General features: G+C 59.2%; 11 protein-coding genes. 2 read left to right on the top strand and 9 right to left on the bottom strand.

Going from position 1 to position 12,746, the window contains the following annotated elements; translation table 11 throughout:
* Window positions 1-180 precede the first annotated feature (180 nt).
* The 9 genes from BLW01_RS05980 to BLW01_RS06020 form a co-directional block, all read right to left on the bottom strand.
* Complete coding sequence (locus BLW01_RS05980; protein ID WP_092568606.1) at window positions 181-1,149, bottom strand: GlxA family transcriptional regulator; 969 nt, start codon at window positions 1,147-1,149, stop codon at window positions 181-183.
* A gap of 75 nt (window positions 1,150-1,224) precedes the next feature.
* Window positions 1,225-2,163: an ABC transporter substrate-binding protein gene (locus BLW01_RS05985; RefSeq protein ID WP_092568607.1), complete on the bottom strand. Its 939-nt coding sequence runs from the start codon at window positions 2,161-2,163 to the stop codon at window positions 1,225-1,227.
* A 122-nt stretch (window positions 2,164-2,285) separates the two neighbouring features.
* Window positions 2,286-3,059: a M15 family metallopeptidase gene (locus BLW01_RS05990; RefSeq protein WP_092568608.1), complete on the bottom strand. Its 774-nt coding sequence runs from the start codon at window positions 3,057-3,059 to the stop codon at window positions 2,286-2,288.
* 22 nt (window positions 3,060-3,081) lie between these two features.
* The gene (locus BLW01_RS05995; protein ID WP_092568609.1) at window positions 3,082-4,359 is read right to left on the bottom strand and encodes a TRAP transporter large permease; all 1,278 of its coding nucleotides are present in this window, start codon (window positions 4,357-4,359) and stop codon (window positions 3,082-3,084) included.
* On the bottom strand, window positions 4,356-4,844 hold the full coding sequence (locus BLW01_RS06000; RefSeq protein ID WP_092568610.1) for a TRAP transporter small permease: 489 nt from the start codon (window positions 4,842-4,844) through the stop codon (window positions 4,356-4,358). Before BLW01_RS06000 ends, BLW01_RS05995 begins: the two co-directional genes overlap by 4 nt.
* Window positions 4,845-4,917: 73 nt before the next feature.
* On the bottom strand, window positions 4,918-5,964 hold the full coding sequence (locus BLW01_RS06005; RefSeq protein WP_175529784.1) for a TRAP transporter substrate-binding protein: 1,047 nt from the start codon (window positions 5,962-5,964) through the stop codon (window positions 4,918-4,920).
* 65 nt (window positions 5,965-6,029) lie between these two features.
* Window positions 6,030-7,016, bottom strand: a complete 987-nt coding sequence (locus tag BLW01_RS06010) for a LysR family transcriptional regulator (protein WP_092568611.1) — start codon at window positions 7,014-7,016, stop codon at window positions 6,030-6,032.
* Between the two features lie 23 nt (window positions 7,017-7,039).
* Window positions 7,040-7,780 (bottom strand): ribonucleoside-diphosphate reductase, encoded by a 741-nt coding sequence (locus tag BLW01_RS06015; RefSeq protein ID WP_092568612.1) that lies wholly within the window; start codon window positions 7,778-7,780, stop codon window positions 7,040-7,042.
* An 18-nt stretch (window positions 7,781-7,798) separates the two neighbouring features.
* Entirely contained in the window at window positions 7,799-9,910 is a 2,112-nt protein-coding gene (locus BLW01_RS06020; RefSeq protein ID WP_092568613.1) for an adenosylcobalamin-dependent ribonucleoside-diphosphate reductase, read from the bottom strand.
* A 491-nt stretch (window positions 9,911-10,401) separates the two neighbouring features.
* On the opposite strand from BLW01_RS06020, the gene BLW01_RS06025 reads away from it, so the two are divergent.
* Window positions 10,402-11,430 (top strand): amino acid ABC transporter substrate-binding protein, encoded by a 1,029-nt coding sequence (locus tag BLW01_RS06025; RefSeq protein ID WP_092568614.1) that lies wholly within the window; start codon window positions 10,402-10,404, stop codon window positions 11,428-11,430.
* A gap of 118 nt (window positions 11,431-11,548) precedes the next feature.
* Complete coding sequence (locus BLW01_RS06030) at window positions 11,549-12,739, top strand: amino acid ABC transporter permease (protein ID WP_092568615.1); 1,191 nt, start codon at window positions 11,549-11,551, stop codon at window positions 12,737-12,739.
* Window positions 12,740-12,746: the final 7 nt, after the last annotated feature.

The raw sequence follows: 12,746 nt of genomic DNA on the forward strand, positions 1-12,746 counted from the left end.
CGAGTGTAAACTGTAGACCGGTCTGGGCCATGAACAACGCCTCCCTGCGTTGACCGAATGGGACTCAAGGCCGTCCTTCCATGGACGAGCGGCACCTTACCAAGCCCTGGCGCCTGCCGTCGTTGGCCGATCGATTAAAATCGTGTCAGAGATCTCTTACAAAGTTCAACAACGAGACCATCATCCATGCCGCTGACGCAACTGACGAGGCGACTGCCCGTATTGAGCTCGAAATGCACGGGAGAAACTGGAACTTGAGCTGAATCCACAGGCCAGGCCAATCGCCAGGATATCCAGGTCGGTTTCGGTCAGCAGATGCCAGGCCCGAGCCAGGCGAAGCCCCAGATACCACTGACGAGGTGAACTGGCGAGTTCCTGCTCGAACAGCCGCTGTAATTGGCGGACGGATACGCCACTATGCTGAGCGATGTCCGCCAGCGGCAGGGGAGCTTCCAAATGTTGCTCCATCAACGCTACCGCCTCCACCAAGCGACGTTTGTGCGTCCCCAAGCGGCGTGCCAGCGTCATGCGCTGCTGGTCACTGCGGGTACGAATACGTTCATGAATCAACTGTTCGGATACATCGATGGCAAGACGGGAGCCGTGTCGACGTGCGATCACCTCCAGTGCCATATCCATGGCTGCCGCCCCACCGGCACAGGAAAAACGGCGCTTGCCCAATTCGAACAGTTCATCGGATGTGCTGATCGCCGGAAAGCGCTCCCGAAATGCCGGCAGGCTCTCCCAATGAAGCGTCACGCGTTCGCCGGCCAGCAAGCCCGCTTCGGCCAGCAGGAAGCAGCCGGTATCCAGCCCACCGAGGACACATCCGGCCTGGTCGAGTCGGTGCAGCCAGGCCATGAGCGGCCGGGTCAGGTGAGCCTCGGGCTGAAAACCACTGCAGACTGCCAGTGACGGCAAATGATGCACGTCATGTATCGACTGATCGACCAGCAGTGTCATGCCGTTGGAGGCGCTGACCGGCTCACCATCGGCACTGATCAGCGTCCAGTCGAATAGCGGCCGACCGGCGACGCGATTGGCAATACGCAGCGGTTCAACGGCCGAAAAGAAGGCCATCATGGAAAAGCGCGGCAGCAGAAGAAATCCCACCGGTTCCGGGGTGGGGCCGTTATAGGCGAGTCGCATGACCGTATCTCACAACACTTCGACCGATCAGAATGACCGGTCGAAAGCATGAGGGCAAGTGATCGACAAACGCGGTTATTCAAACTCGGCACGTACCGCCTCGATGGCCGATGTACCATCGCGGGCTGCTACGCCGTCGAGCCACCCTTCCACCGTATCGAGATGGTCGCCGATCCAGGTGGAAGCCACTTCATCGGCGGGGATATCCTCGTAGCTGTGCTCGTGAACCCATTCATTCTGATCTTCGATAGAGACGACGTACTGGGACATGAAGCGAAAGAGCTCAGGATCGCTTTCCTTCTGAGAGGCCGGTACGACCGTCCAGACGGTACTTTCGATTTCCGCCACACCCGAATCGTCGGAATCTTCGAGGTAGACCAGGTCGAAGCTCACATTCATCCAGTGAGGTTCCCAACCGACGAACGTGACCCACTCCTCGTCATCCATCTTCTGCTCGGCCTGCGCCAACATGGCCGAGGTCGAGCTTTCCCGCAAAGTCCAGTCACCCAGACCGGCCAGATCTTCGTCGATGGCGTTGAGAATCGCCTCATTCACGCCGGTCCCGGCCTCGATTCCCTGGACCTCTCCATCGAAACGATCGTAATGGTCATTGAGGTCGGCCACGGTCTCGACACCCGCGTCATGGACATAGCTCGGTACCACCAGCCCGGACATAGCTCCATCGATGTTGGCGGCCGTCTTGATGACTTTACCATCAGCCTCGAGCGGTTCGATCATCTCCTCCTGAACCGGGTACCAGCCGCCAAGATAGACATCGATATCTTCCTGAGTCAGGGCACTGAGAATCACATTGACCGACAATTCTTCTTGCTTGACCTCATAACCCATGGCATCGAGCAATTGGGCGGCGACTTCCGACTTGACGGTCACTCCGGGCCAGGGTGGTACACCGAAATCCACGGTGTCGTCCTGAGCCTGGACCTGGGAAGCAACCAGCATCGGCAACAGCAGGGTCGTACTCGCCAAACGGCGCAATGTCATGGGCTGAAACATCGGTTTTCCTCTCTTGTTGACTAGCATGTGCGTACAGTGTGGCCGTGTCAGATGCCAACACATGACATTACCAGACATTTAATCGACGTTTAGCGACATATTTACCGCCAGGAGATCGATGACTACAACTGCCGGCGCCAGCGACTTTCGATCGTTTCCGGTTCAGTGGGCCCATAATGTGCGCGTGAATGGCCACTGTAATGCGCCCATAATTGATCACCGTAATCGAAGTGCCACCATTCGCTCGGCAGGTTAGTAAAGCCTTCCGCCAGCATGGCGTGGTACAGCAGACGCCGCCGGTCACGCGCCTGGCGTTGGCGTGTGTCCAGCGTCGTCAGCGTTTCGAGGTAATCGGCATGAGAGCCGGGCATCGCCTCATCGAAGGCGGTTCCCATATCGAGCATCAGGCCATCGGCATCACACAGCGTCACATCCACCGCCCCACCGGTCAGGTGCGGGCTCGGGGCCGAGGGGTCGCGGCTGGGAAGAGAGACGAACTCGCGTGTGCGTCGCATCAGCTCGGCCTCATCGAGTTCGCTGTGCTTGTCCTGGATCGTCGCATAAAGCGTATCGAACAGATATTGCTGTACCCGCCAGGGCCGCCAGCCATCCAGGACGACAAGTCCGAATCCCGTCGGCAGTGAACGTGCCGCCCGCAGCAAGCGCCGATAGACACTCTCGCGCAGATAGCATTCCCCAACGGCACCGGGCAGGCCTCCATGGGCATAGGCGGGAAAGACCTTGATGGGCTCCGGGGCGAGACTGACCGGCACCAACGGTTCGTTGCTGGCGTCGATCGGGATGCGAGCGACCACGGCCCAATCCGGATGCTCCCGGGATGGAATAACTGGGCACGCCGGTAGCACAGGATGGTCGTTGGCGTCAGGTTCCGTCATGATTTGATTCCCTAGATAATGTCTAACCCAGTACCGCCGGTAGCCACAGCGTCAGTGACGGAAACACGATCAAGAGTATGAGTACCAGCAACGCCGTGAGCACGAACGGCCAGATGGTACGGAACAGCGAGACGATCTCCAGACGACTCACGGCAGCAGCCACGAAAACGCAGGCCCCCATGGGCGGTGTAATCAGGGCGATGGTGATGTTCAGCGTGATGATGATGCCCAGATGGACCGGATCGATCCCCGCCATCATCGCGACCGGCGAGAAAATCGGCGTCAACAGCATCAGCGCCGACACTTCCTCCATGAACATGCCCGTTACAAACGTCACCAGACTGAGCATCAACAACACCATGATCTGCTGATCGGCGAACGGTTCCAGCAGAGCGACGAAGGTTTCCGGCACTTCCGCATAACCCAGCAGCCAACTGACCACCGCGGAGGCTGCCATGATCAGGAAGATCGCGGAGGTCAGCCGAGCGGTATCGACGATCGCCCTGCGCAGTTCCGTGAGGCCGAGTTGCCCCAACAGACGTCCGCAAAAGGCGACATAGAGCGCCGTCAACGCGCCGGACTCCGTCGGTGTCACGAAGCCCATGACGATACCGGCCACGATGATGAAGGGGGCGATCAACGCCGGGAAGGCTGCAATTGTCGCGATCGCCAGCTCACGCAGACCGGGCAGGGCACTTCGCTTGCTCAGCCCCTGGCGCCAGGCGTACCAGACATTCATGCCCATGAAAGCCAATCCCAGGATCAACCCCGGTATGACACCAGCCAGAAACAGATCCCCCACTGACGTATTGGTCAGGGAGGCATAGAGAATCATGAAGATGCTCGGCGGGATGATCGGGCCGATCAATGAACTACCGGCCGTCAGGCCCGCCGCGAATGCCGTGGAGTACCCCTCCTTGCGCATCGCCGGCACCAGCAGCGACCCCAGTGCCGAGGTATCCGCCACGGCCGAGCCATTGACGCCGGCAAAGAACACGCTGGAGACCACATTGACATGCCCCATGCCCCCGCGCAGGTGCCCGACCAGCAGCCGGGCCAACCCCATTAGCCGCTCGGTCAGGCTACTGGCATTCATCAGATTCCCCGCCAGGATGAACAGGGGAATCGCCATCAGCGAAAAGGCATTGATCCCGCCGAAGAACTGCTGCGGCACCAGCCTTGGAATCATGCCGGGATCGACGAACAGGAAGCCGACCAGAGCCGTGACCAGCAACGAGATGAACAGTGGCAGTCCCAACAGCACATGGACCAGAAAGACGGCAAACATCGCCAGAGTCATGCCGAATCCTCCACGGTGGGGAGCGGGGCCGGCCCATACCAGAGCGCATGCCAGGCCAGCAGCGCGAAGCCGATCGGCAGTGAGAGCATCGGGATGGTACGGCTGATGCCTAGCCCCGATGAGGTGAACATCGATACCGACAAGGCGTAACGGTAGCTGATGATCGCTCCCCCCACAGCCACAATCACGGTCAGCAACCACTGGTAGAGGTTGAGCAAACGGGACAAGGGAGCGGGCAACAAGCGCTCGGCCAGTGCCACCCGCATATGGCCGCCTTCGACCCAGACGGCGCCGGCCGCCAGCATCACGCAACCGATGATCAGAAAGCGCGCCAGTTCATCGGTCCAGATCGGCGCGCCGCCCAGCAGATAGCGCGTGAAGACACCGTATAGAATCACGGCCAAATCGATGAACAACAAGGCGCCGGCAATGGACAGCGACACAGGTCGACTGATCGCCAGCACCCGAGAACGCAGCGACGTCATGATATTTCCTTGAAAACAGTGCTGACCAGCAGGTAGTCACCTCCCACCGGTCAGCCAGAACGTGATCGACGTATCAGTCGTCCAGCAGATGGGTCATCCCGGCATCTTCCAGCGCCATGTCGATCCAGCGCTGGTCGATACCCTCTTCCTCGGTCAGCCACTCGAGGTAAGCCGGCTGGCCAGCTTCACGGAAGGCCTCGATATCCGCCTCTTCAGGGCGCACGATCTCCATGCCTTCCTCTTCAAGGTAGGCGATGCGCTCGTCGACCATTGCCTCATTGTGCTCACGCGCCATGATAGTGGCTTCATCGACGGCTTCCATGAACGCGTCGCGGAGATCGTCATCCCAGCTCTCGATCATGTCGCCGTTACCGACCAGGAACTGGTCCGAATACTGAATGTTGGCGAGAGTCAGGTGGTCCTGCACTTCATAGAGGCTACCCATGATGATGTACATCGGCGGATTCATCTGCCCGTCGGCCACTCCGCTGCGCAGCGCGGTATAGACCTCGGTCCAGGGAATCGGCGTACCTGAGGCCCCGAACGACTCATAAAGCGCCACCTGGCTTGGATCCATGGCGCGGAAACGCAGGCCTTCGAAATCGTCAGGCGAGTGGATCGGCCGTTCATCGTTGGTGAAGGCCAGGAAGCCGCCCTCTTCGACGACGGCCAGCATCTCGATACCGGTACGTTCATGCAGCGCCGCTTCGAGTTCCTGCCAATACTCACCTTCGTCGAAGAATTCGCGGGCCGCCTCGAAATCGTCGAACAGGAAAGGTATCGCACTGACGAAGATTTCCGGCACCAATGGGGACATGCCGGCAAACGACGCGATGTTGAGGGTCGGCGAGCTCATGGTCTGTTCCATGCGCTCCTCTTCCTCGCCCAACTGACTGTTGGGATAGAGGTTCAGCTCGATTTCGCCGTCGGTCTTTTCCTCGACCAGTTCCTTGAGATTCGTGGCGAACACATGCACGGCGTTCTTTTCCGGGTCGGGCGCACCGTTATACCCCAGATCGACAGTGGTAGCAGCCTGGGCGGTGCCGGCCAGCATCAGGCTACCCAACAGGCAGGCGCTCGTCATGGCAGCCAAAGAAAAACGCGGTGTGACGATCATCATGGATCTCCTTGTTGTTGTCACTCGAGGTGGTGGTTCAGGCGTTGTACCAACGCGGTATCAGGAGCCTAGGTATTGACCTGTTGACTATGCAATGATGAATGCGTTGTCTTTTTTGCAACATCTAGTGCATCCAATAGCCGTGGGGCATCGGCATTGAAGAAACGCATACCGCGACGCAAGTGGGCCACACAGGCATCGGCGGCCACTGTCAATTCCTGCCCCGATCGGCTGACGATCTGCGCCCGCGCGCCACTCAGCGCCGGATGCGACATTGGCAGAACGCGCATGTCACCGTTACGCAACTCCTCCATGACCGTCAGTTCCGGCATGAAGGTAATCCCCATGCCGGAACGTACGAAGTTCTTCAATACCGCAACTGAATTGGTGTGCAACCGGGATTGCAAGTGGACACGTTCCTGCTGCGCCACCATGTTGACCATTTGCCTCATGCCGAAGGGGTTGTCCATCAGACCCAGCGGCCAATCCGTCAGATCGGCCAGCGCCACGGGGCGATCGAGCGTCAGCAGGGGATGATCGGGGGGAACGATGAGATCCAGGGGCTGACGGGTTTCCACGTGGCACGTCAACAGCGGGTCGACAGGCGGGGCATAGAGCAGGGCCAGATCGACTTCACGATCCTTGACCAGCGACATGGCCTCGTTGACCCCGGCCATGCGAACCTCGATCTCGATCGCCTGAAACGTCGACATGAAGGTTTGCAGCGGTGCCGAAATCAGGTCGGCAATAAAGCCCTCGCCGACCGCAATGCGGACTTCACCCCGTTCCAGCGACTGGATTGCCATCAGTCGCGACAGCACCGCTTCCTCGGCGGCCCGTTGCGTATGGTGATACTCGATCAGCAATTTGCCCGCCTCGGTGGCACGCATACCATCGCTGTCACGCTCACATAGGGTCACGCCCAAGGTCTCTTCCAGCGCGCGTATCTGTCGGCTGACCGCTGACGCATCGACATCGAGGTGGACCGCCGCGCGTCGCAGCGAGCCGCGTCGAACGACCTCATTGAGATATCTCAGACCACGTTGGTTGAGCATTCGTGCCTGCCGTCCTCTCATCATCATCCGCACTGCGACCAACCACAGCCTGCATAGCAGGTCGGGCAGCCATCCATCATGATCAGTTCACCGTTGCATTCGGGACAATGCCCCACCACGGCAGGACCACCGGCCGCCGCCTCGGCAGCTTGCTCCTGACGCGCGACCTCCTCCGGTTCCGGCGCCTGCCAGGGGGTGCCATGGGTGAAGCGATGGGAATAGCGTCGCACCAGCTCTTCGACGGGGACCTGATTGCCGTCGATATCGACGAAGCCGCGACGATAGAGTATCTGCTGAATGGACCAGGCGATCGCCGCCACTTCGGAGTCGTGAAACATCGGCTTGCCCCAGCGGTTGACGCCGCAGCGCACCAGCCCCTTGTCCCAGGCCACCTTGCGCAGATCCGCCAGTGCCTGGGTGACGTAACCGCCGCGCGCCGCCAGAGACAGACTGCGCATGGTCGCCGTGATCCATTGATGCTCGCTGGACAGCTGTCCGGAGGGGAAGAAGAACTCCACCGGCCGTTCGATCACCACGCGCTTGCCATCCAACACCCCTTCCACCGGCATGAAGGAGACCAATACATAGACCTTCTTGCGTCCTTCGGCGCCGACGTAGGCGATCTTTTCGGACACGGCTTCCAGCGTCCCTTCGGGCCGCGAAGGAATCCGTACCGTCAGCGGGTCCTCATCAGCCGGTGGAGGCGACGCCGCAGCTTGCTTGACGTGATAGGACACGATCTTCGATTGGATCTCGACGGCCATCAGCAAGCTCCTTGATGATTACCATTTGCCATAAGTGCCCTCCTTCAATCCTTCATAGAGATTGGCGGCGGTGTGCTCTTCCCCGTCATAGATCACTTTTTCATCGCCCTTGAGTTCCAGCGTCTCGCCGTTTTCCAGTTCGAAGACGTAGGTGGTGTTCTGCAAGTCCGTCTCGCGAACCAGCACACCCTGAAAGGCCTCGGGATTGAAGCGGAAGGTCGTGCACCCCTTGAGGCGTTTCTCATAGGCCTGCAGATAGAGGTCCTTGAACTGCTCATAAGGGAAGTCGGTGGGCACATTGACGGTCTTGGAGATCGCCGAATCGATCCAGGTCTGTGCCGCCGCCTGCACTGCCACGTGCTGTTCGGGAGTGACCGCCTCGGCCGTCACGAAATAGTCGGGCAGGTCGCTCTCCACGGCGTCCGGCGCGACGAAATGGCGATAGGCAGCCAGCTCGAAGGACACGACTTCGACCTGATCCTTGGTCTTCTTCCCCGAGCGGATGACGTTGCGGAAATAGCGATGCGAGAACGACGGCTCGATGCCGTTGGACGCGTTATTCCCCATCGACAGGCTGATCGTGCCTGTCGGGGCGATCGACGAGTGATGAGTAAACCGCGCGCCCTGCTCGGCCAGTGCCGTCACCAACTCGGGCTCGACCTCGGCGATCCTGCGCATGTACTCGCTGTAACGGGCATGCAGAATGCGACCGGGGACCCTGTCGCCCACTTCGTAACCGTCCGCCTTGAGCTGGGGGCGACTACGCAGCATCTTCGGCGTAAGCTCGTAAGCGTCGGCCAGCACCGGTGCCATGCCCTTCTCACGTGCCAGCTCCAGTGCCTGACGCCAGCCTTCGACTGCCAGCGCACGGCCCAGCTCGTCGGTGAACGTGAGCGATTCCGGCGATCCATACGGCATCCTGAGCATGGTCAGCGTCGACCCCAACCCCAGGAAGCCCATGCCGTGGCGACGCTTGGCCTCCAGTTCACGCCGCTGCCCTTCCAGCGGCAGGCCGGCGATCTCCACCACGTTGTCGAGCATGCGCGTGAAGATCGCCACGACCTGGCGATAACGATCCCAATCGAAACGCGCCCGGTCGCTGAACGGCTCCAGCACGAACCGCGTCAGATTGACCGACCCCAGCAGGCAGGCGCCCTCGGGAGGCAATGGCTGCTCACCGCACGGATTGGTCGCGCGTATCTCCTCGCAGAACCAGTTGTTGTTCATGCGGTTGACCTGATCGATCAGGATGAAGCCCGGCTCGGCATAGTCGTAGGTCGCGCGCATGATGGTATCCCACAACGCCCTGGCCTTGACGGTGCTGACGATCCGGCACGCCACCCGGCCCTCGTCATCGGCGGTATAGCCCTCTTCAACGACAGGCCAGTCACGGTAGATGATGTCGTCGTCGGTGACGTCCGGTTTTTCGGCGGGGTGCAGGGGGAACGCCAGGTGCCAGTCGGTATCCTGCTTGACCGCTTCGATGAATTCATCGGTGATCAACAGACTCAGATTGAATTGGCGCAACCTGCCGGGTTCGCGCTTGGCCTGGATGAAGTCCTCGACATCGGGATGGCCGACATCGAACGTCGCCATCTGGGCGCCACGCCGGCCACCTGCAGAGGCCACCGTGAAGCACATCTTGTCGTGTACATCCATGAACGCCAGCGGCCCATTCGTACCGGCGCCGGCCCCGAACACGAAGGCTCCCTTGTGCCGCAGGGTGGAAAAGTCATAACCGATGCCGGCGCCACTCTTCAGCGTCATGCCGGCATCCACCACCGAATCCAGGATATCGTGCATGTTGTCGTGGATGGTGCGCGACACGGTACAGTTGATCAGGCTGACCGCTGGCTTGTAGTCATCGGCCCCGGCATTGGACAGGATCCGACCGGCGGGGATCGCACCATTTTCCAGGGCCCAGCGAAATTTGGGCAGCCAGACATCGGCCTGATCGCCTTCGACCGCGGCCAGCGCCCGCGCCACCCGTTCATAGGTGTCGGTCACATCCTGCTCGACCGGTCGTTGATGACGGTCCTTGAGGCGGTACTTGCTGTCCCAGATCTCGCGGGATGGCGCCTGTAGCGGTACCTCATCGGCGGAATGAAACTCCGTAGTCGACGTATCCATGCAGTGCTCTCCGATTGAACGGGTTCACGAACCAAGCCTCGGTGACGGCCGAGTCGGCATGACGCGCGCCACTCTCGTTACCCGCCCATGTCAGGATAGCTCATTCAAACATGGCACCCTAAATGGCGACCGCGTTCATGGCAGCTACCGCATATGGTCGAGCTGTCTCGTTGATCGACGTCATGGCTCGCCCTGATAGCACATGCCTGGCCGATGCTCAGATAATCTCAACGTGTCGGTTTGTTACAGGCAGGTCATGACGCCGTGCTCTGACAATGGACGTTTTTGGTGCAAGTCATGCCACTTGCCAGTTACATCGAACGAATGTGTACAGAGAAATCCATCGCACGGGCGCTTCAAAGGCTTTCCGCTGCCCTCACTATCAAGGCAACGCTAATTTTAGGAACGGTTATTGCTTGATAAAAAACGAACATGCCCAGACGGCATGAAACGTCAAATCAACAACAATTCCATCATCGCGAGGGAATCTAATGAGATACAACAAGAATGCCTTGGTACTGATGACATCTGCCGCAGCCTTGACCCTGGGGTCCGTGGGCCTGGCTCAAGCTGATACGTTGGAGGACACCCTCGATCGGGGCGAAGTTCGATGTGGTGTCAGTGATGGGTTGCCGGGATTCTCGGCCCCTGACGACGACGGCAACTGGCAAGGGATCGATGTTGACGTCTGCCGAGCGGTTGCTGCCGCCGTGTTTGGTGACTCCGAGGCCGTGACGTATACTTCATTGACTGCCCAGGAGCGCTTCACCGCCCTGCAATCCGGTGAAGTTGATGTACTGTCACGCAATACTACCTGGACGACCACCCGTGACACGACACTGGGACTGAATTTCACTGGTGTCACCTTCTATGACGGCCAGGGCTTTCTGGTTTCGAAGGATATCGGCATTTCCAGTGCAGAAGAACTCGATGGCGCTTCCGTTTGCGTGCAATCCGGGACGACGACCGAGTTGAACCTCGCCGACTACTTCGACGCTAATGACATGGAGTTCGATCCCATCGTTTTCGATACCTCCGAACAGACTGTGGGAGGGTTCGAAGCCGGACGTTGTGATGTCCTGACTTCGGACACCTCGCAGCTGGCGGCGCTGCGCATTCAGCTCGATGATCCCGACAGCGCCGAAGTATTGCCAGAAGTCATCTCCAAGGAACCGCTGGGCCCAGTTGTTCGCCAGGGTGATGACAAGTGGTTCAACATCGTCAAGTGGTCGCTGTTCGCAATGCTCAATGCCGAGGAGTACGGGGTCGACAGCGAGAATGTCGATGATATGCTCGATTCCGAGAACCCCAGTATCGCCCGCTTGCTAGGTGAAGACGGTAACTACGGTGAAGAAATGGGCCTGGAAGCCGATTGGGCCTACAACATCATTGCCCAAGTCGGTAACTACGCCGAAAGTTATGATCGCAACGTGGGCATGGATTCCCCGCTAGAAATCGAGCGCGGTGTCAACCGCCTGTGGACGGATGGTGGCATCCATTACGCACCGCCGATCCGCTGATCACTCCGCAGCAGACGTCTGACGACGTCGCTGATCCCGTTAGGTTCCCTGTCGGCCTGGCTATCTCCAGGTCGGCAGTTGATCCCCCTGCTTGATGGATCCAAGCGGAGAACTCTGCATGTCCGTTCGACCTCAAACGCGCTCGCCAGACTCCAAGCCACCATTCTGGCGTGACCGCACCAAACGCGCGCTGCTGGCGCAATGCCTACTGTTGGCGGCACTAGCCGCCCTGGTAGTATTCATCATCCACAACACTCAGGAAAATCTAGCATCTCGCGGTATCACTACCGGCCTGGGTTTCCTGGACGATACCGCTGGCTTCGGCATCGGCCAGACGCTAATCGACTACTCTTCCAACAGTACCTATGGCCGAACCTTCATCGTTGGCTTACTCAATACCTTATTGGTCTCCGGCCTAGGAGTCCTGGCCGCCACGATCATCGGTTTTACCGTTGGCATCGCAAGACTCTCACCCAACTGGCTGATCGCCCGGTTGGCGAATGGTTATATCGAAATTTTCCGTAATATCCCGCTACTGCTTCAGATCTTCTTCTGGTACTTCGCCGTGTTGCAATCGCTCCCCTCAGCCAGGGAGAGCATGTCTTTGGGAGAGGTCATCTTCCTCAACATCAGGGGACTTTATTTACCCCAACCCCAATTCCTCTCCGGTTTCGGTTTGATCCCCGTGGTAATGATGGCCGCTTTCATCGCCAGCATCGCCCTGATCGTCTGGAACCGACGTCGTCATGCCGCTACAGGAAAACGACTGCCCACCATCTGGCTGTCACTGGGTATGATCATCGGTTTACCTCTGTTGGTGCTGGTCGTCACCGGTGTCCCTGTCACCTGGGAAGTGCCAGAACTGGGTGGATTCAACTTCAGCGGGGGAGTCACCATCATCCCCGAGCTCCTGGCCCTTTGGTTGGCACTATCGATTTATACTGCATCGTTCATCGCCGAAATCGTGCGCTCGGGCATTCAGTCGATATCCCATGGTCAGACCGAGGCAGCGCTGGCCTTGAGCCTTCCCGGCAAACTAGTGTTGCGCCTGGTGATCATCCCCCAGGCCTTACGGGTGATCATACCGCCACTAACGAGCCAGTATCTCAACCTGATCAAGAACTCCTCACTGGCCACCGCCATCGGCTACCCGGATCTCGTCTCGGTATTCGCGGGCACCACATTGAATCAAACCGGGCAAGCCATCGAAGTCATCGCGATGACCATGGCGGTTTATCTGACCATCAGTTTGCTGGTGTCGATGTTCATGAACTGGTTCAACGCCCGTGTGGCGCTTGTGGAACGCTAGGAGAACG

The sequence above is a fragment of the Aidingimonas halophila genome, assembly GCF_900106955.1.
Taxonomy (GTDB): Bacteria; Pseudomonadota; Gammaproteobacteria; order Pseudomonadales; family Halomonadaceae; genus Aidingimonas; species Aidingimonas halophila.

Bases quoted from the DNA above. Each gene is read 5' to 3' on its own strand.
- BLW01_RS05980 (WP_092568606.1), bottom strand. From the start codon at position 1,149: ATGCGACTCGCCTATAACGGCCCCACCCCGGAACCGGTGGGATTTCTT.
- BLW01_RS05985 (WP_092568607.1), bottom strand. From the start codon at position 2,163: ATGTTTCAGCCCATGACATTGCGCCGTTTGGCGAGTACGACCCTGCTG.
- BLW01_RS05990 (WP_092568608.1), bottom strand. From the start codon at position 3,059: ATGACGGAACCTGACGCCAACGACCATCCTGTGCTACCGGCGTGCCCA.
- BLW01_RS05995 (WP_092568609.1), bottom strand. From the start codon at position 4,359: ATGACTCTGGCGATGTTTGCCGTCTTTCTGGTCCATGTGCTGTTGGGA.
- BLW01_RS06000 (WP_092568610.1), bottom strand. From the start codon at position 4,844: ATGACGTCGCTGCGTTCTCGGGTGCTGGCGATCAGTCGACCTGTGTCG.
- BLW01_RS06005 (WP_175529784.1), bottom strand. From the start codon at position 5,964: ATGATGATCGTCACACCGCGTTTTTCTTTGGCTGCCATGACGAGCGCC.
- BLW01_RS06010 (WP_092568611.1), bottom strand. From the start codon at position 7,016: ATGCTCAACCAACGTGGTCTGAGATATCTCAATGAGGTCGTTCGACGC.
- BLW01_RS06015 (WP_092568612.1), bottom strand. From the start codon at position 7,780: ATGGCCGTCGAGATCCAATCGAAGATCGTGTCCTATCACGTCAAGCAA.
- BLW01_RS06020 (WP_092568613.1), bottom strand. From the start codon at position 9,910: ATGGATACGTCGACTACGGAGTTTCATTCCGCCGATGAGGTACCGCTA.
- BLW01_RS06025 (WP_092568614.1), top strand. From the start codon at position 10,402: ATGAGATACAACAAGAATGCCTTGGTACTGATGACATCTGCCGCAGCC.
- BLW01_RS06030 (WP_092568615.1), top strand. From the start codon at position 11,549: ATGTCCGTTCGACCTCAAACGCGCTCGCCAGACTCCAAGCCACCATTC.